The following is an 18650-nucleotide window of genomic DNA, read 5'->3' as shown; positions in this document are numbered from 1 at the left end:
CTAGCAAACAGAGAGAAAAAAATGAAGATCATTGAAGTTGATGAAGAATTATACCAATACATTGCGAGCCAAACCCGCTCTATTGGGGAAAGTGCTTCGGATATTTTACGCCGTTTGCTTAATTTACCGGCGCATGCGAGTGTTTTTGCCGATGACTTAACATTTGCTCCGGCTGAAAATAACGAAAAAACAGAATCAAAAGTAGAAGTACAGACTGAACCAGCTAAGTCAGAAAGTGTAAAACCGACGAAAAAACAGCCGATAACGGCAATTAATCAGATCGTAGAAAAAGTTCAAACGTTGTTGAACTCGACAGAATTTCAAGAAGAAGGCAAAGCTGTTACGCGTTTCTTAGCAATTCTACGTGTGCTTTATCGCACTAATCCTGAGAGTTTTGCGCAAGCCACAGAATCTTTACAAGGCCGCACTCGAGTTTATTTTGCGCGCGATGAAGCAACATTGTTAATGACCGGCAATCATACAAAACCAAAACAAATTCCAGATACGCCTTATTGGGTTATTACTAACACAAACAGTGGCCGTAAAATGCTGATGTTGGAAGGTGCAATGCAATCAATGGATTTGCCTGAAAGTTTAATTGATGAAGTGCGGGCATATTTCACGGTAAATTAATGATGTATCCTTGGCAAGCCTTTGCTATCCAACCTAAGTTTTCTCATAAAATCGCCTTGCGCACTGCACAGGGCGATATTTTTAATTGGGCGCAAGTAGCCGAGAAAGTGAATCAAACCGTTTCCTTCTTACAAAATAAAGGTGTAAATCCAGAAAGTGCGGTTGCTTTTGTTGGAAAAAATACAGAAGACATTTTATTTTTATATCTTGCTACAATCCAACTTGGTGCAAAAATTCTAGGTATTAATCCGGCTTTTCCGCAAGAAAAAATTACAGAATTGTGTAATGTTCATCACATCGATTTTTGTTTTTATGATGAAGATTTGAGGGATTTTCCCAAAGCTGATGTAGTTATACAAAAAGCTGATTTCTTTCGCCCTGCAACAATGACGCTCACGTCTGGCTCTACAGGTTTGCCAAAAGTGGTAGTACATAATGTTCAAGCGCATTTAGATAATGCGAAGGGCGTATGCGAATTGATGAAGTTTGATAGCGAACATTCTTGGCTACTTTCCTTGCCGTTATATCATGTTTCAGGACAAGGTATTGTTTGGCGTTGGTTGAGTTGTGGCGCTGAATTGCATTTTCCGAAAACGGATTTTTACGCTTCATTATTGGAGTCGACTCACGTTTCTCTTGTGCCAACGCAATTACAGCGTTTATTAGATTATTTACAGAAAAATCCGAGTATTTCATTTGCTACACGTCATATTTTACTGGGCGGTGCGCATATTCCGACAGAACTTACACAAAAAATGGTGAAATACGGTATCGAAACGTATTCTGGCTACGGAATGACGGAGATGGCTTCTACGGTTTTTGCCAAAAAATCTGATGAAAAACAAGGCGTAGGGCAACCGCTATTAGGTCGAGAATATCGTTTGGTGAATGATGAAATTTGGCTAAAAGGTGCGGGTTTGGCTATGGGATATTGGAAAGATCGACAAATTTTTTCATTAACGAATAGCGATGGCTGGCTTCAGACAAAAGATAAAGGCATTTTGCAAGAGGGTGAACTGGTTATTATTGGACGACTTGATAATATGTTTATTTCAGGCGGTGAAAATATTCAGCCTGAAGAAATAGAGCAAGTTATGCTGAAAAACGCTATGGTGAAACAAGTTTTTGTTTTACCCAAAGTCGATTATGAATTTGGCTATCGCCCAGTTGCGATTGTTGTTTTGAATGAACCCTTTAATCAAAGTGCGGTCGAAAAACTCACTGAATTTTTACAAGATAAATTGGCTCGCTTTAAACAGCCAATAGCTTATTATGAATTGCCAGTAGATTTATCTGCTGGCGCAATAAAAATATCACGTAAAGTGCTTGCCGATTGGTTAGCAAAACAAATAAACGAACAATAAAAAATACAGGTAACTTATGAAAACATCACGTTTTTTCACCGCACTTTTAGCCACAGCTTTAATAGGTTGGGCGACGGTGCATCCAACATTTGCAGCAAACAAAAGCAAAATATTATTACCTACGGAGCAAGAGCTCTCTGCAGATTTAGCTGATGTGCAAAAAATGGCTGATGGTGATGTAAAAACAGCACTTATTAATGAATTGCAAACCTCTTTAGATTTATTGCAACTCATTCAAACTCAACAAAAAAATAATGAAGATTTACATGATGTTTTGGCTCATGCTGATAGTGAAATTAAGAAAAATAATGCAGATTTATTGGCATTTAAGAAGCAGTTAGAACAATCTAAATCAGTAGATTATCAAGCTCAAAATTTAGCGGATTTACAGGCTACATTAAGCAAACTTAATGCTCAACAGCAGGAAACCCAAACTGCATTAAGTAAAGCGAACACTCAATTAGCGGGGCAAAGTTCTATATCTGAGCGTGCACAAACCAGTCTTACTGAGAATTTGAAACGTACACAAGAAATTAATCAACAATTAGCCGATAGCAATCTTACAAAAACTTTACGTCAAAAAAATCAAATAGAATTACAGTTGATTGATTTAAAAAACGCTTACAACCAAGATTTATTAAAAAATAGCGATCAACTGACATTGCTTTATCAAAGCCGCTATGATTTGTTGAATGCTCGTTTGCAACTGCTACAACAACAAATTGTGGCTATCCAAGAAGTGATTAATCAGAAAAACTTGGCGCAAACTCAAAACCAAGTGGAACAAGTTCAGCAACAGCAACAAAATAGTGCGAAAAATGCTTATATTCAGAAAGAATTGGAACGTAATGCAGAGTTGAGTCAATATTTGTTGCAACAAACTGAAAAGACGAACATCTTGACACAAGATGATTTAAGAATGCGTAATGTGTTTGATAGTCTAACGCAAACTCAACATACCATCGAGGAGCAAATTAGTGCACTACAAGGTACGTTGGTGCTTTCTCGTATTATTCAACAACAAAAACAAAAATTACCGACTAACTTAAATATTCAAGGTTTATCAAAACAAATTGCGGATTTGCGGGTGCAAATTTTCGATATTACTCAAAAACGTAATGAGCTTTATGATTTAGATGCCTATATTGCCAAAGTCGAATCAGATGAAGGTGAGAAATTTACTTACGCTGAAAAAACACAATTAGTTAATTTGCTAACTGAACGTCGTAAAATGTCTTCTGACTTAATTAAGTCATTGAATAATCAACTTAATTTAGCCATTTCGTTAGAGCTTACTCAGCAACAAATTACTCAAATTAGTGATCAAATTCAATCAAAATTGGAGCAACAAAGTTTCTGGGTTAAAAGCAATAATCCTATTAATTTAGATTGGTTTACTGAATTGCCTCGAGCATTTATAGCACAAGTTGATGGTATTGTAAAAAAAATTGGTTTACCAACAAATTACAGTAACTTGCCTTACTTGTTGATGTACTGCTTAGGCTTGTTTGTTGTTGGTGGTGCTATTTTTAAATTCAAATATCGCATCAAACAACGCCTATCAAAAATTAACGGCGAAATTAACCGATTAAAATATGATAATCAGTGGAATACACCACAAGCTTTATTGCTTACTGCATTTTTAACGCTTTCTGGAACTTTATGGTTTTTAGCCATTTGTCAAATGCTTGGTTTTTTCTTTATGAAAAATCCAACTGAGTTTTGGGATTGGTCGTTTAGTATGGCTGGCTATTGGTGGTTCTTCACATTTTGGCTTTCTTTATTCCGCCCAAATGGGATTTTTGTTCGTCACTTTGAATTTTCTCAACAAAGTGCGGTGCGTTTTCAAAGTGTAATTAAACGTATTGTTGTAGCAGTTGTGTTATTACTTAATACATCAGTATTCAGTAACGTAACTGATTATGGGTTAGCAAATGATGTGATTGGACAGGTGAATACAATAGTTTCATTGCTGTTCTGCATTATTATCATCGCACCACGTTTCAAAAATGTGCTACGTTCTTACGAAGATGAGAAAAAAAGCCATAACCATATTATTGTCAAAATCGTTCAATTTGGTTTACAGATTATTCCTGTTGGCTTAGTGATATTAGTTGCGTTGGGATACTATTACACTGCGTTGAATTTAATACAGCATCTGATTAATTCTTATATCGCATGGTGTGTGTGGTGGTTAATTCGCCAAGTAATTTATCGTGGTATTACTGTATCATCTCGTCGCTTGGCTCATCGTCGTTTAGAAGAAAAACTCCGTCAAAAACAAGCAGGCTTTAATGATGGTTCGACATCCGATGATGTTGTTGTTCTAAATGAAAAAGAAGAAGGTTTAGCGTTAAATGAAGTGCGTAGTCAATTATTACGTTTTGCTGATCTCTTTATTTGGACTGCGTTGATTGGAATTTTCTATTACGTTTGGTCAGATCTTGTCGCGGTGGCAAGTTATTTGCGTGAAGTGACCTTATGGCAGCAAACGACGACAACTGAAGCTGGTACCGTGATGGAAAGTATCACTTTATTTAATCTTCTCGTTGCCTTGGTTATTGTAGGGATTACTTATGTGTTAGTACGCAATATTTCAGGTATTTTAGAAGTACTAATTTTCTCACGGGTTAAACTTTCACAAGGCACGCCTTATACTATTACTACATTATTAACCTATGTTTTAGTTGCGGTTGGTGGTGCCTGGGCATTTGCTACATTAGGCATGTCGTGGTCTAAATTGCAATGGTTATTTGCTGCCCTTTCAGTTGGTTTGGGCTTTGGTATGCAAGAAATCTTTGCAAACTTTGTATCCGGGATTATTTTGTTATTTGAACGCCCAATTCGAGTAGGCGATACCGTTACAATTAATGGCGTTAGCGGGACCGTTGCGAAAATTCGTATTCGTGCAATTACGTTGATTGATTTTGATCGTAAAGAAGTGATTGTGCCAAATAAATCTTTTGTAACAGGGCAGGTAATTAACTGGGCACTTTCTAACACTATGACACGTTTAGTGATCAATGTTGGTGTCGCTTATGGTTCGAATCTTGAATTAGTGAAGAAATTATTGCTACAAGCCGCAAATGAGCAGACAACAGTATTAAAGGATCCTGAACCAAGAGCCTATTTCTTGAGTTTTGGTGCCAGCACCTTGGATCACGAATTGCGCGTTTATGTTGCTCAACTTGCTGAACGTACAAATACGATTGATGCACTTAATCGCCGTATTAATGAGCTCTTTGCAGAAAACAATATTGATATTGCATTTAACCAACTTGATGTTTTTATCAAAAATAATGATACTGGCGAAGAAATGCCTTTTATTGAAGTAAAAAAATAAGTGAGAGATTATGGCTGGTAACACAATCGGACAACTTTTTCGTGTGACAACTTTTGGGGAGTCACATGGTATTGCATTAGGCTGTATCGTTGATGGGGTACCGCCAAATCTCGAATTATCAGAGAAAGATATTCAGCCAGATTTAGATCGTCGTAAACCTGGGACATCTCGATATACCACGCCGCGCCGTGAGGATGATGAAGTTCAAATTTTATCTGGTGTGTTTGAAGGAAAAACGACAGGTACAAGTATTGGAATGATCATTAAAAATGGTGATCAGCGTTCGCAAGATTATGGCGAGATTAAAGATCGTTTCCGCCCAGGACATGCGGATTTTACCTATCACCAAAAGTATGGAATTCGCGATTACCGTGGTGGTGGGCGTTCATCAGCGCGTGAAACAGCAATGCGAGTTGCTGCAGGAGCGATCGCAAAAAAATATTTACGCGAACATTTTGGTATTGAAGTCCGCGGTTTTTTAAGTCAAATCGGTCATGTGAAAATTGCACCGCAGACTATCGGAGACATTGATTGGGAAAAGGTAAATAGCAATCCATTCTTTTGTCCTGATGAAAGTGCGGTAGAAAAATTCGATGAATTGATCCGTGAACTTAAAAAAGAAGGGGATTCTATTGGCGCTAAACTTACTGTTATCGCTGAAAATGTTCCAGTCGGATTAGGCGAGCCAGTATTTGACCGTTTAGATGCGGATCTTGCCCATGCATTAATGGGAATTAATGCAGTAAAAGGCGTCGAAATTGGTGATGGTTTTGCTGTGGTTGAGCAACGTGGAAGTGAACATCGTGATGAAATGACACCAGATGGATTTGAAAGCAATCATGCTGGTGGCATTTTAGGCGGAATTAGTTCTGGTCAACCGATTATCGCCACAATTGCGCTAAAACCGACTTCAAGTATTACGATTCCTGGTCGTTCAATCAATCTTAATGGCGAAGCAGTAGAGGTTGTAACAAAAGGTCGACACGATCCTTGTGTGGGTATTCGAGCTGTACCCATCGCAGAAGCCATGATGGCGATTGTTTTATTAGATCATCTATTACGTTTTAAGGCACAGTGTAAGTGATCTTAATGTAATATTTAGGGCTAGGTCGCTATCTCCTAGACAAGCTTTGATGTTACCCCTTTGAGCAATGAATGTTCCTCAAAGGGGAGTTATTTTTTTATCGTGGGTATATTTATCGACGATGAAACTATTAATGATAATAGTAGAATGAATAAAATTTTATTAAAAACAACCATAATTTTTACCGCACTTTTCTCTCTGAATGTTGTTGCCTCTCCTCTAGATTGGCAAAAAGTGAAACGTCCAATACCAAGTGACGATGGGAAAGCAAAACCTATTGGTAGTTATACCAATGGGTGTATTATTGGGGCGCAAGCATTACCGCCGAAAGGTGAAGGTTACCAAGTTATTCGTATGAATCGCAATCGTTATTATGGTCATCCAAATATGATTCAGTATCTTGAACGTTTGGGGCAACGTGCTAAAGCTGCTGGGTTGCCAACGATGTTAGTGGGCGATATTGCCATGCCAGGTGGCGGCCGATTTTTAACGGGTCATGCTAGCCATCAGATGGGATTAGATGCAGATATTTGGCTAAGAATGGGCGAAATGTCAGACGCCTATGCGCTCAATTCTGATGGTAAAGGTTTATTAGTTGTGGATAGAAAGGCACAACGAGTAGATGAGCGCGTGTGGAATAGCAATCATGCGACGTTAATCAAATTAGCCGCGCAAGATCCAAGTGTAACACGTATTTTTGTTAATCCTGCGATTAAGGTAAAATTATGCCAAACCGCTGGCAATGATCGCGGTTGGCTACACAAAGTTCGTCCTTGGTATGGTCACGACTCTCATTTTCATGTTCGTTTAACTTGCCCTGCAGATGCACCTTATTGTGAAAATCAAGCACCTGTGCCTGCCGGTGATGGTTGTGGAGACGAATTATATTCTTGGTTTGAACCGCCAAAACCAGGCACTTCAGTGAGTAAACCTAAAGTTACACCACCGGAACCGTTTTTGTGCCAACAAATTTTGAACTCACCGAATCGGAGTGAATGGTTAGAATAGCATTAAGGTAAATCAATATGGATATCGGAATTGATCTTTTAGCAATATTGTTTTGTGTTGGTTTTGTCGCATCATTTATCGATGCAATTGCTGGCGGTGGTGGATTAATCACTATTCCAGCGTTGCTCATGACAGGTATGCCACCGGCAATGGCGTTAGGCACTAACAAATTGCAAGCTATGGGGGGCGCATTATCCGCAAGCCTTTATTTCTTGCGAAAAAGAGCGGTCAATTTACGCGATATTTGGTTTATTTTGATTTGGGTTTTCTTAGGTTCATCCCTCGGTACATTGTTAATTCAATCAATTGATGTAGCGATTTTCAAAAAAATTCTACCTTTTTTGATTTTAGCCATTGGTCTGTATTTTTTATTTACACCTAAATTAGGTGATGAAGATCGAAAACAACGATTAAGTTATCTGTTATTTGGTCTTTTAGTTAGCCCATTTTTAGGTTTTTATGATGGCTTCTTTGGTCCAGGAACTGGCTCAATAATGAGTTTAGCCTGTGTTACTTTGCTAGGATTTAATCTCCCGAAAGCGACAGCACATGCAAAAGTGATGAACTTCACTTCAAACCTTGCTTCTTTTGCGCTTTTCTTATTGGGCGGACAAATTCTTTGGAAAGTGGGTTTCGTGATGATGGCTGGGAGCATTTTAGGCGCAAATTTAGGTGCTAAAATGGTAATGACGAAAGGTAAAACCTTGATTCGACCAATGGTTGTTATCATGTCCTTTATGATGACGGCTAAAATGGTTTACGATCAGGGCTGGTTTCATTTTTAATTCGGAAAGCGCGGTTAAAATTAATTTCATTTTATTATGTCAAATAATCAACAAAATTTACGTTTGACAGCGAGGGTGGGCTATGAAGCGCACTTTTCATGGTCGTATTTAAAGCCTCAATATTGGGGAATTTGGCTCGGTATTTTCTTTTTATTGTTGTTAGCATTTGTGCCTTTTCGTCTACGCGATAAATTGGCGGGAAAATTAGGTATTTGGATTGGGCATAAAGCAAAGAAACAGCGTACGCGTGCACAAACTAACTTGCAATATTGTTTCCCTCATTGGACTGAACAACAACATGAGCAAATAATTGATAAAATGTTTGCGGTTGTTGCACAAGTTATGTTTGGTATTGGTGAGATTGCCATCCGTTCAAAGAAACATTTGCAAAAACGTAGCGAATTTATCGGTCTTGAACATATCGAACGGGCAAAAGCTGAAGGCAAGAATATTATTCTTATGGTGCCACATGGCTGGGCGATTGATGCGTCTGGCATTATTATGCACACTCAAGGCATGCCAATGACTTCTATGTATAATCCACACCGTAATCCATTGGTGGATTGGCTTTGGACGATTACACGCCAACGTTTCGGCGGAAAAATGCATGCTCGCCAAAATGGTATTAAACCTTTTTTAAATCATGTTCGTAAAGGCGAAATGGGTTATTACTTACCAGATGAAGATTTTGGTGTGGAGCAAAGCGTATTTGTTGATTTCTTTGGAACTTATAAAGCGACATTGCCGGGATTAAATAAAATGGCAAAACTTTCTAAAGCTGTTGTCATTCCAATGTTTCCTCGTTATAACGCTGAGGCTGGCAAATATGAAATGGAAATTCATCCCGAAATGAATTTAAGTGATGATCCTGAACAATCAGCTCGAGCAATGAACGAAGAAATAGAATCTTTTGTTACGCCAGCGCCAGAGCAATATGTTTGGATTTTGCAATTATTGCGTACAAGGAAAGATGGCGAAGATCTTTATGATTAAGAATAGGGTTTGAAAGTCATATTCTCGAAAACGGATATTCAATAAGGTAAATAAGAAATGGAAGAAAAAATTCGGCTAACGCAATACAGCCATGGTGCGGGTTGAGGTTGTAAAATTTCGCCTAAGGTGTTAGGGACAATTTTACATTCAGAACTGGAAAAATTTTATGATCCAAATTTGCTCGTCGGCAATGAAACTGCTGACGATGCAGCGGTGTATGATCTTGGTAATGGAACTGCAATTATCAGTACCACTGACTTTTTCATGCCGATTGTAGATGATCCTTTTGATTTTGGACGAATTGCCGCAACCAATGCCATTAGTGATATTTTTGCTATGGGCGGTAAGCCGATTATGGGAATCGCCATTTTAGGTTTTCCAACCAATGTATTACCTGCAGAAATTGCACAGAAAATTGTTGATGGTGGGCGTTTTGCTTGCCATCAAGCGGGTATTGCTTTGGCGGGGGGACATTCCATTGATTCGCCTGAACCTATTTTTGGTTTAGCCGTGACAGGCGTGATTGATACTGAAAAAGTGAAACGTAATGCGTCTGCAAAATCAGGTTGTAAGCTTTATATGACTAAACCGCTTGGTATTGGTATTTTGACGACGGCGGAGAAAAAAGGAAAACTTAAGCCAGAACATCAAGGTTTAGCCACTGCTGCTATGTGCCAAATGAATTCTATTGGCAGTCAATTTTCCCAAGTGGATGGTGTCACCGCAATGACGGATGTCACCGGATTTGGTTTACTTGGTCATTTAATTGAAATCTGTGAAGGTTCAAATCTAAGTGCGGTAGTTTTTGCGGACAAAATTAAAACCTTGGGCGGTGTAAAAGATTATATTGCGCAAGGTTGCGTACCTGGTGGAACAGGGCGTAATTTTGACAGTTATGGACATAAAATTGGTGTATTAACGGAAGAACAAAAAGCGATTTTGTGTGATCCTCAAACATCAGGCGGTTTATTAGTGGCAGTTGAGCCTAATAGCGTTCAAATGGTCATTGAAATAGCCAAGGATGCGGGCATTGATTTATATGAAGTGGGGGAATTAAAACCTAAATCAGAACTCGATGTCGTCGTTGAAATAGCTTAATAAAAAAGCGTGGAAATTTTAAAATCCACGCTTTTTTTATCTTCTAGAAGGATTATTTTCCGATAACGTCTAATCCGCCCATATATGGACGTAGCACTTCTGGCACGGTGATTGAACCATCTGCATTTTGATAGTTTTCAAGCACAGCCACTAAAGTACGACCAACTGCCAAGCCAGAACCATTTAAGGTATGCACTAAGCGTGTTTTCTTGTCGCCTTTTGCTTTACAGCGTGCTTGCATACGGCGAGCTTGGAAATCCCACATATTTGAGCAAGAAGAAATTTCGCGATAAGTATTTTGTGCAGGCACCCAAACTTCTAAGTCGTAAGTTTTGCAAGAGCCAAAGCCCATATCGCCTGTGCAAAGTAAAACTTTACGGTATGGTAAATTTAATAATTGCAATACTTTTTCCGCATGACCTGTTAATTCTTCGAGTGCTTCCATTGATTTATCAGGATCAACGATTTGTACCATTTCCACTTTATCAAATTGGTGCATACGAATTAAACCGCGAGTATCACGACCGTAAGCCCCAGCCTCTGAACGGAAACATGGTGTATGTGCGGTCATTTTTATTGGTAATTCTGTTTCATCAATAATTACATCACGCACTAAATTAGTAACAGGCACTTCTGCAGTTGGAATTAATGCGTAAGGTTGTTCGCCTTCTAAGGCTAAAGTATGGAATAAATCTTCACCAAATTTTGGTAATTGCCCTGTGCCATAAAGTGTGGCGTGATTTACTAAATAAGGCACATAGGTTTCTAAATAGCCATGTTGTTCAGTATGAAGATCTAACATGAATTGCGCTAATGCACGGTGCATTTTAGCGATTTGACCTTTCATTACAGCAAAACGCGCACCAGCTAATTTAGCCCCTGCGGCAAAATCTAAGCCATTTGCTTCTTCGCCCAAAGTGACATGATCTTTCACTTCAAAATCAAATGTACGTGGTGTACCCCAACGTAAGATTTCTTTATTTTCTGTGTCATCTATGCCTAATGGAACTTCGTCTGCAGGTAGATTTGGAATGGTTAATGTAATTTTGTTGATTTCCGCAAGTACTGCATCTAATTGTGCTTTTGTTTCAGTCAATTGATTGCCCATATCATCCACTTCTGCCAATAATGGCGCGATATCTTCACCACGTGCTTTAGCAGCGCCAATGGCTTTGGAGCGAGTATTACGCTCCGCTTGTAAGTTTTCTGTGGTGACTTGTAAGTTCTTGCGTTGTTCTTCTAATGAGGTGAGTTTTTCTGTATCAAGAATAAAGTTACGTTTTATTTTTAATTTTTCTGCGACTTCCGCTAAATTATTACGGAGTAAATTTGGATCGATCATGGTATTTCCTTACTTTTTTCGTTGAAATGAAAACGGTTTTATTCTATCGCACGTTGTTGAAATAAACCAGTTAAAAGCCAAGGGAAAAGCGAGATTCTGAAAATAAAGAAAAATACACCGCACTTTGTGCTAAAATTCGCGCCAATTTAATCAAATTTTTAGGTGAGTTATGAGAAAATTTATTCTTTCTTTTTTATTTATGATTATCGGCGGTGGGCTTGGTTTTGCGGGGGCTCATTTTCACCCGACAAAATGGCAGGTTAGTGCGCAATTTGAAGCGCCAAAAATGAGTGAACTAGGTAATTATTTTTCTCTTTTTTCTACATACAGTTTAGTTAGCGGTGATGCTGATGCCGTTGATATGGTAAAAATTGAGCGTAAGGCGACAGATTCTGCGTATCATGAATTTACAAAAATTCTTAATTCACCCGCTCAATTAATCGCTTTTTTAAATCAATCTGATTTTGTGAAAGCGAGAGTTAAAGTTGAAAACCAAACCATTCAGCAGATTGCCTCACATTTTAAATTTTCCCAAGAAAATAATCTTGATCAATTAACTCTTTCTTCTTTTGATCGTGAAGAAGTGGATCAACTTTTTGTAGAATACATTCGTTATGTGAATAATCAAGCGTGCCAAACATTAAATAATGAATTGATTACAAAATGGAAATCGTTATTCGAACAAGTGAAAAATGCTGCAGATGCTAAAATTGACGTTTCTTGGGAAAACAAATTGAAAATGATGCAATCTGTTCAACCCTTAGATAATAATTTGGTAGCATTTCATTTTGTTCAACAGCCTAATCTTGTGATATCAGAGAAACCTTATATTATCTTAACGGGTATTGGTGCTGGTTTTGGAATTATCCTTAGTTTGTTAGCGATGCTGATTTTAGGTGCTGGAAGAAATAAAAAAGCAAAAGAGTAAAGGATTATTTGAGAGAAATAAATTTTGTGATCGTTGTCAAATTTTTAAGATTGTTTTCTGTTTATTTGGGGCGAATGTAGTAAACTGAAACCAGTTAAAACCACTATAGGAGCAATGCTATGTTTCCCGAATACCGAGAACTAATCACCAAACTTAAAAGTAATGATGCTTATTTCGATCGTCTTTTTGAAAAGCATAACGAATTAGATCATGAAATTAAGAACATGCAGGAAAACATTCAGCTCGCCACTCATATGGAAATTGAGGCTTTGAAAAAAGAAAAATTACGGATTAAAGATGAGCTTTATGAATATCTCAAGAAAAAATCACAAGAATAGTAAAAAAACCGGCTGATGCCGGTTTTTTTGTTGAACTGTTTTAGGTTACACCACAGGTTTTTGTCGATAAAACAATAAGCCTGGTAAAGCTAATCCAAATACTATTGCGCCTAAGATAAAACTGGTATTAATAAAGGAACTAATCATCTGTTCAAATAAAGCATCGGAAAAGCCGAAATGATGAATTTGTACCATTGAAATCATTGCTTTATAGGCATGAACACCGGGGATCATCGGGATAATTGCGGCAACAGTGAAGGCTTTGGGGTGGGCTAAATAACGATGGGAAAGATGCACGCCTAAAAATCCAATTACGCAAGTGGCAAAGAAGGTGGCAAATACAATAGGCATATTAATATGCAGTAATAATGTGCGTGTAACATGCCCAAGTGCGGCTAAAATTGCGCAATATTTTAAGGCTTTTGGCGGCACATTAAATACTAAAGCAAAGCCCACAGCTGGAATTGCGGCAAATAACATATCATCGAATAATTTCAATATAAGTATTGTTATATCTAATAACATTTTAATGCCCCCAAGTTGTAATCTGTAATACGCTTAAAGCGAATACAATGCCAAGGCATGCGCCAAAAGTGAGAATAGTCGCAATCGTCCAACGGCCTAATCCCATATTGACATAACCTTTTAATATATCTGCCAAAGAATTAATCAGAGGAAACCCCGGCACAAGTAATAACACACTAGATGCTAAGGCAATTTGAGGATCGTTACCTAAGTTATATTTTAAGCTCACGCCAGAAATCAGCGAGGCGACAAAAGAGGTGATGGAAAAGACGATAAGGGGATTATAGTGCCGTTTAGAAAATTCTTGTCGCACAAACATTGCAATGGCTGCCGCCACAAAGGTGATGCCACAAATTACCCAGTCTCCGCCAGATAAATGGGCAAATGCTGCACAAGATAAGCCTATCATAAACACCACTAACCATCGGTTATATTTAAGCGGTTTTAATTGATCCAGTTTTCTTTGTGCGATTTCTAAGTCATACAAATGATGTTCAACGGCAATCACAATGCGCTGCACATCAGTAACCATTTGCATATTAATGCCTTTATCCGTATTTTTTCTTGCGGTGGTAATGCAATGATTATCTGATAAGGTCGTCAGCACCACCGCATTTGCCGTAAGTGCACATTCTACACTTTCTACGCCAAGTGCTATGCCTAAACGCTGCGCCATTTGCACCACCACAGTACTTTCTGCCCCATGTTGTAACAAGAGTAGTGCTGTTTGTACGCATACGCGAGTCACCGCCCGTTGATATTCGTGTTCCATATCTTTTTTCTTCTATCAAAATATACCTAGAAAGAATTATAAAAATGTTTTCTGAAAAATGCGCAAAAAAAGAACCGCACTTATGATCCAAGTCAAAAGTGCGGTTCAATTTGTCTGAGTTTTTATGATTAAAGTTTGACGACTTTCGCTTGTTTAATCATATTATCGCCCACTTCAAGAATGGTAATTTGCAAGCCATCAATTTCGCAAACCGTGCCTTCATCGGGAATTTCTTCTAAGTGTTCGAGGATTAAACCATTAAAGGTTCGGGCATCTTCTGTATCTAATTCCCAGTTAAACATTTTGTTGAGATCGCGTAGGTTGGCAGATCCATCAATAATCATGGAACCATCAGATTGTTGCGTTACTTCTTCGTCAATGCTTGGAGCGGTAGAAGTGGTAAAATCACCCACGATTTCTTCCAAAATATCTTCCAACGTCACAAGACCTTTAATATCACCGTATTCATCCACCACTAAGCCAATGCGTTCTTTATTTGCACGGAAATTCACAAGTTGAGTTTTTAATGGCGTGCTTTCAGGAATGAAATACACTTCATCCGCGGCACGAATTAAGGTTTCCTTAGTAAATTCATTTTTTTCAAGCAGTAAGCGGAATGCTTCACGCACGCGCAAAATGCCAAGCACTTGTTCATCAAGGCTGCCTTTGTAAAGTACCACGCGGTTATGTGCTGCATGATTGAGCTGGCGCATAATGGCTTTCCAGTCATCATCAATATCAATGCCGCCGATTTCGTTGCGCGGAACCATAATGTCATCAACGGTGACGATTTCCATATCTAAAATAGAAAGCAACATTTGTGGATGTTGTTCATCAGGTGTCGCTTCGCCCGCTTCTGATACGATACTACGAAGTTCCTCACGGCTAATTACTTGTTTTTGCATATCGGGTTTTAATCCTACCAAATGCATTAATGATTTGGTAAAAATATTCATCAACCAAACTAACGGATAGAAGATTTTAAGTAATACCGTCAAAATATGGCTAGACACAAAACCGACTTTTTCCGCGTGCATTGCTGCCACAGTTTTGGGGAAAATTTCAGAAAAGACAAGCATCACGAAAGTGAGTAAACCCGTTGCAATCGCCACGCCGGCATCTCCGTATAAACGCATACCAATCATGGTTGCAATCGCTGATGCGCTGATATTCACAAGGTTATTAAAAATAAGAATAAAGCTTAACAAGGTATCTGGCTTTTCTAGCAGTTTTTCTGCTTTTTTTGCGCCTTTATTGCCTTGTTCAGATAGAAAACGAAGACGATATTTATTGAGAGAGAGTAGTCCGGTTTCTGATCCGGAAAAATAGGCAGATAATACTAAACAGATAATGAGAATAATAAATAAAGTACTAAGGGGAATACTGTCCAAGGGAAAATCCTTTTGTTCGTTAATCAACAAAAAGTGCGGTCATTTTTCACCGCACTTTTTACCTGTTATTTGATTTTGCTAAATCAAATGGCTACTCAAATAGCCAAGAGTGAGCAGAATGATACCCGAAATTGGCTAAATAATCATTCTTTTTCCTTATATCCTATGCTTTCTTCATGAAATCGCCTACTCAAAAAGCCATTTTCATTTGAAATGATGAAAAACGCCTAAATTTCGGTATAATCAGCGCAATTTTTGAGAAAAACAGGATTGTTAGCCATGTTTGAGAATTTATCGGATCGCCTTTCCAAAACTTTACGTAATATCACAGGAAAAGGCCGTTTAACGGAAGATAATATTAAAGAAACCTTACGCGAAGTGCGTATGGCATTACTTGAAGCAGATGTTGCTTTACCTGTGGTGCGTGAATTTATCGCGAAAGTAAAAGAAAGCGCGCTTGGGGAAGAAGTCAATAAAAGTTTAACGCCAGGGCAAGAATTCTTAAAAATAGTTCAGCGTGAGCTTGAAAAAGCCATGGGCGAAGCCAATGAGAGTTTAAACCTTGCAACCCAACCACCAGCGGTTATTTTAATGGCGGGTTTACAAGGTGCGGGTAAAACCACCAGCGTGGGTAAATTGGCAAAATTCTTGCGTGAACGCTATAAAAAGAAAGTGTTAGTGGTGTCTGCCGACGTATATCGCCCAGCTGCGATTAAGCAACTTGAAACCTTGGCTCAATCCGTTGGCGTGGATTTTTTTCCATCGGATGTTAAACAAAATCCGGTTGATATTGCTAAAGCGGCGCTTGCTGATGCAAAACTGAAATTCTACGATGTGTTGATTGTGGATACGGCAGGTCGCCTACACGTTGATACAGAAATGATGGACGAAATCAAGCAAGTCCATGCAGCATTAAATCCAATCGAAACCCTTTTCACCGTTGATGCGATGACTGGTCAAGATGCCGCCAATACGGCAAAAGCCTTTAATGAAGCATTGCCGCTTACCGGTGTTATTTTGACGAAAGTGGACGGTGATGCCCGTGGTGGTGCGGCGTTATCAATTCGTCAAATCACAGGTAAACCAATCAAATTCTTGGGTGTGGGCGAGAAAACAGAAGCGCTTGAGCCGTTCCATCCAGACCGTGTCGCTTCCCGGATTTTGGGCATGGGCGATGTACTTTCCCTTATCGAAGATCTTGAACGTTCTGTTGATCGTGAAAAAGCCGAAAAAATGGCGCAGAAATTCAAGAAAGGCGATGATTTCACTTTAGATGATTTCCGCGAGCAGCTTATTGAAATGAAAAAAATGGGCGGCATGATGTCTATGCTTGAGAAATTACCGGGTGCAAAAAATTTGCCTGATCACGTTAAAAATCAAGTGGATGACAAAATGTTTGTCAAAATGGAAGCGATCATAAACTCCATGACCTTAAAAGAACGTGCAAACCCCGATATTATCAAAGGTTCTCGCCGTCGTCGTATTGCATTAGGTTCTGGCACTCAAGTGCAAGATGTTAATAAATTACTTAAACAATTCGATGAAATGCAACGTATGATGAAGAAAATGCGTAAAGGCGGTATGGCTAAAATGATGCGTGGAATGCAAGGCTTAATGGGCGGAGGCTTAGGCGGTCTTGGTGGTTTAGGCGGAATGTTTAAACGATAATTTCAGAAGATAAAAGTGCGGTAAAAAAGAAATATTTTTACCGCACTTTTGTATTTTATGCTGGGTTATCTATATCTTTAAATTCTACATCAAAGCTATATTCTTTCGCCAACCATTCACCTAATGCCTTGATGCCATATCGTTCTGTTGCGTGATGGCCGGCAGAGAAGAAATGTAATCCTTGCTCACGGGCAGAATGAATTGTTTGTTCTGACACTTCACCAGTAATAAATGCATCGCAGCCTTGTTCTGCCGCAAGATCAATATAACCTTGTCCGCCACCAGTGCAGATACCAATTTTTCGGATTAAGTGCGGTCCGTTTTCAATGCAAATTAACGGTTTTCGATTTAACACTTTTTCTATTTTTTCTGCAAAGTCTTTACCTGTCATCGGTTCTTTTAATTCGCCCCAAACAGGAATACTCACAGCGCCTTTTTCTAATGGTTGTAAATTTTCAATGTCGAGCAGTTTGGCTAATTGTGCATTGTTTCCTAATTCTGGGTGCACATCTAATGGCAAATGATAGCCATATAAATTCATGTCATTCACTAAAATGGCTTTAATTCGCTTGCCTTTCATTCCTCGAATACAAGGGTTTTCACTTTTCCAAAAATAGCCGTGATGAACCAAAATCGCATCGGCATTTTGGCTGATTGCGTAATCAATTAGAGCCTGGCTCGCTGTTACGCCAGTAATAATTTTTTTGATTTCTGTTTTACCTTCGACTTGTAAGCCGTTGGGCGCATAGTCATTGATTTTATCAGAAGAAAGTTTTTGATTAATGAGTTGTTCAAGTTCAAGATTATTCATAATGGATCGTTGATTGGAAAAAGTTGGGATATGGTACAAAATTCCAAAAAAAATGGCTAGTGCGAAGGAGTGGGGGAATGCACTAGCCAAGTTTCATTACTATTAAATTACTATCTAGTATCTAAAACAGGATTCATTATATACATAATTTTATAGCGATCAAGGGGAAATAAGAAATTTTTTATTTTATTTAAAGTGCGGTTTAAATTTCTTACGTTTTTTAATAGTTCAATAAGTCAAATTTATCAGCAAAGAAAGGAAGCTTGGCTTTGATGAGAGGTATTAATGATAGCAAGGAAAGTAAAATATTTCGTTAGGATGTGGCATCGTTGTGCTACAATTCGCGGGTTTTTTAATTTAACAAAAAGGTTTACTTATGAAAAAATGGTTATTCATTATTGCAGGCGCGTTGATTATTTCAGCTTGTGCAAATAAAGATGTGTATTTTAACGGAGCGGAAGGTTCTCATTCAGGTGTTAAATTTGATAAAGATTCTCGCCAATGGGGATTAAATCAATAAAAAAGTGCGGTTATAAAGAAGCCTATCTTACAGAATTGTAGATAGGC

The 18650-nt window shown here is 38.5% G+C and carries 17 protein-coding genes; 12 read left to right on the top strand and 5 right to left on the bottom strand.

The features are described 5' to 3' along the window. Positions 1-21 precede the first annotated feature (21 nt). The 8 genes from seqA to selD all read left to right on the top strand — a co-directional run bounded on the left by seqA (position 22) and on the right by selD (position 10308). Positions 22-633 carry a replication initiation negative regulator SeqA gene (gene seqA, locus HMPREF9096_RS06350; RefSeq protein ID WP_005635399.1) on the top strand — a complete coding sequence of 204 codons (612 nt, stop codon included), beginning with the start codon at positions 22-24 and terminating at the stop codon, positions 631-633. 2 nt (positions 634-635) lie between these two features. After that, on the top strand, positions 636-1997 hold the full coding sequence (menE, locus tag HMPREF9096_RS06355) for an o-succinylbenzoate--CoA ligase (protein ID WP_032803296.1): 1362 nt from the start codon (positions 636-638) through the stop codon (positions 1995-1997). 16 nt (positions 1998-2013) lie between these two features. Continuing rightward, positions 2014-5340: a mechanosensitive channel MscK gene (mscK, locus tag HMPREF9096_RS06360; RefSeq protein WP_009500064.1), complete on the top strand. Its 3327-nt coding sequence runs from the start codon at positions 2014-2016 to the stop codon at positions 5338-5340. Between the two features lie 10 nt (positions 5341-5350). Further along, entirely contained in the window at positions 5351-6424 is a 1074-nt protein-coding gene (aroC, locus tag HMPREF9096_RS06365; RefSeq protein ID WP_009500063.1) for a chorismate synthase, read from the top strand. 147 nt (positions 6425-6571) lie between these two features. Next, a complete protein-coding gene (gene mepA / locus HMPREF9096_RS06370) occupies positions 6572-7432 on the top strand; it encodes a penicillin-insensitive murein endopeptidase (RefSeq protein WP_032803289.1) in 861 nt (286 codons plus the stop codon). A gap of 17 nt (positions 7433-7449) precedes the next feature. Next, positions 7450-8217 (top strand): TSUP family transporter, encoded by a 768-nt coding sequence (locus HMPREF9096_RS06375; RefSeq protein WP_009500061.1) that lies wholly within the window; start codon positions 7450-7452, stop codon positions 8215-8217. A gap of 36 nt (positions 8218-8253) precedes the next feature. Next, on the top strand, positions 8254-9210 hold the full coding sequence (lpxM, locus tag HMPREF9096_RS06380) for a lauroyl-Kdo(2)-lipid IV(A) myristoyltransferase (RefSeq protein WP_009500060.1): 957 nt from the start codon (positions 8254-8256) through the stop codon (positions 9208-9210). A 57-nt stretch (positions 9211-9267) separates the two neighbouring features. Then, on the top strand, positions 9268-10308 hold the full coding sequence (gene selD / locus HMPREF9096_RS06385; RefSeq protein WP_083817177.1) for a selenide, water dikinase SelD: 1041 nt from the start codon (positions 9268-9270) through the stop codon (positions 10306-10308). A gap of 52 nt (positions 10309-10360) precedes the next feature. Here selD and serS read toward each other — a convergent pair whose 3' ends face one another. Then, positions 10361-11650 carry a serine--tRNA ligase gene (serS, locus tag HMPREF9096_RS06390; RefSeq protein WP_009500058.1) on the bottom strand — a complete coding sequence of 430 codons (1290 nt, stop codon included), beginning with the start codon at positions 11648-11650 and terminating at the stop codon, positions 10361-10363. Between the two features lie 169 nt (positions 11651-11819). On the opposite strand from serS, the gene HMPREF9096_RS06395 reads away from it, so the two are divergent. Next, a complete protein-coding gene (locus tag HMPREF9096_RS06395; RefSeq protein ID WP_009500057.1) occupies positions 11820-12578 on the top strand; it encodes a hypothetical protein in 759 nt (252 codons plus the stop codon). A 119-nt stretch (positions 12579-12697) separates the two neighbouring features. After that, positions 12698-12916 carry a YdcH family protein gene (locus HMPREF9096_RS06400; RefSeq protein ID WP_005628252.1) on the top strand — a complete coding sequence of 73 codons (219 nt, stop codon included), beginning with the start codon at positions 12698-12700 and terminating at the stop codon, positions 12914-12916. Between the two features lie 45 nt (positions 12917-12961). On the opposite strand, the gene HMPREF9096_RS06405 is transcribed toward HMPREF9096_RS06400, so the two are convergent. The 3 genes from HMPREF9096_RS06405 to HMPREF9096_RS06415 form a co-directional block, all read right to left on the bottom strand. Beyond that, positions 12962-13441: a threonine/serine exporter family protein gene (locus tag HMPREF9096_RS06405; protein ID WP_009500056.1), complete on the bottom strand. Its 480-nt coding sequence runs from the start codon at positions 13439-13441 to the stop codon at positions 12962-12964. 1 nt (position 13442) lies between these two features. Next, the gene (locus HMPREF9096_RS06410) at positions 13443-14213 is read right to left on the bottom strand and encodes a threonine/serine exporter ThrE family protein (RefSeq protein ID WP_009500055.1); all 771 of its coding nucleotides are present in this window, start codon (positions 14211-14213) and stop codon (positions 13443-13445) included. A 128-nt stretch (positions 14214-14341) separates the two neighbouring features. Then, a complete protein-coding gene (locus tag HMPREF9096_RS06415) occupies positions 14342-15604 on the bottom strand; it encodes an HlyC/CorC family transporter (RefSeq protein WP_032803288.1) in 1263 nt (420 codons plus the stop codon). Positions 15605-15883: 279 nt separating this feature from the next. Between HMPREF9096_RS06415 and ffh the strand changes: the two genes are divergently transcribed. Beyond that, complete coding sequence (gene ffh / locus HMPREF9096_RS06420; protein ID WP_009500052.1) at positions 15884-17272, top strand: signal recognition particle protein; 1389 nt, start codon at positions 15884-15886, stop codon at positions 17270-17272. A 55-nt stretch (positions 17273-17327) separates the two neighbouring features. On the opposite strand, the gene HMPREF9096_RS06425 is transcribed toward ffh, so the two are convergent. Then, positions 17328-18083: a Nif3-like dinuclear metal center hexameric protein gene (locus HMPREF9096_RS06425; protein ID WP_009500051.1), complete on the bottom strand. Its 756-nt coding sequence runs from the start codon at positions 18081-18083 to the stop codon at positions 17328-17330. Between the two features lie 376 nt (positions 18084-18459). On the opposite strand from HMPREF9096_RS06425, the gene HMPREF9096_RS06430 reads away from it, so the two are divergent. Beyond that, positions 18460-18603, top strand: coding sequence for a hypothetical protein (locus tag HMPREF9096_RS06430; protein ID WP_005630689.1), 144 nt, complete (start codon positions 18460-18462; stop codon positions 18601-18603). The last annotated feature ends 47 nt before the right edge of the window (positions 18604-18650 follow it).

The sequence above is a fragment of the Haemophilus sp. oral taxon 851 str. F0397 genome, assembly GCF_000242295.1.
Classification (GTDB): Bacteria; Pseudomonadota; Gammaproteobacteria; order Enterobacterales; family Pasteurellaceae; genus Haemophilus.
The sequence above is the reverse complement of the archived record's forward strand: the minus strand, read 5'-3'. Positions and strand labels throughout refer to the sequence as shown.

Bases quoted from the DNA above. Each gene is read 5' to 3' on its own strand.
- seqA (WP_005635399.1), top strand. From the start codon at position 22: ATGAAGATCATTGAAGTTGATGAAGAATTATACCAATACATTGCGAGC.
- menE (WP_032803296.1), top strand. From the start codon at position 636: ATGTATCCTTGGCAAGCCTTTGCTATCCAACCTAAGTTTTCTCATAAA.
- mscK (WP_009500064.1), top strand. From the start codon at position 2,014: ATGAAAACATCACGTTTTTTCACCGCACTTTTAGCCACAGCTTTAATA.
- aroC (WP_009500063.1), top strand. From the start codon at position 5,351: ATGGCTGGTAACACAATCGGACAACTTTTTCGTGTGACAACTTTTGGG.
- mepA (WP_032803289.1), top strand. From the start codon at position 6,572: ATGAATAAAATTTTATTAAAAACAACCATAATTTTTACCGCACTTTTC.
- HMPREF9096_RS06375 (WP_009500061.1), top strand. From the start codon at position 7,450: ATGGATATCGGAATTGATCTTTTAGCAATATTGTTTTGTGTTGGTTTT.
- lpxM (WP_009500060.1), top strand. From the start codon at position 8,254: ATGTCAAATAATCAACAAAATTTACGTTTGACAGCGAGGGTGGGCTAT.
- serS (WP_009500058.1), bottom strand. From the start codon at position 11,650: ATGATCGATCCAAATTTACTCCGTAATAATTTAGCGGAAGTCGCAGAA.
- HMPREF9096_RS06395 (WP_009500057.1), top strand. From the start codon at position 11,820: ATGAGAAAATTTATTCTTTCTTTTTTATTTATGATTATCGGCGGTGGG.
- HMPREF9096_RS06400 (WP_005628252.1), top strand. From the start codon at position 12,698: ATGTTTCCCGAATACCGAGAACTAATCACCAAACTTAAAAGTAATGAT.
- HMPREF9096_RS06405 (WP_009500056.1), bottom strand. From the start codon at position 13,441: ATGTTATTAGATATAACAATACTTATATTGAAATTATTCGATGATATG.
- HMPREF9096_RS06410 (WP_009500055.1), bottom strand. From the start codon at position 14,213: ATGGAACACGAATATCAACGGGCGGTGACTCGCGTATGCGTACAAACA.
- ffh (WP_009500052.1), top strand. From the start codon at position 15,884: ATGTTTGAGAATTTATCGGATCGCCTTTCCAAAACTTTACGTAATATC.
- HMPREF9096_RS06425 (WP_009500051.1), bottom strand. From the start codon at position 18,083: ATGAATAATCTTGAACTTGAACAACTCATTAATCAAAAACTTTCTTCT.
- HMPREF9096_RS06430 (WP_005630689.1), top strand. From the start codon at position 18,460: ATGAAAAAATGGTTATTCATTATTGCAGGCGCGTTGATTATTTCAGCT.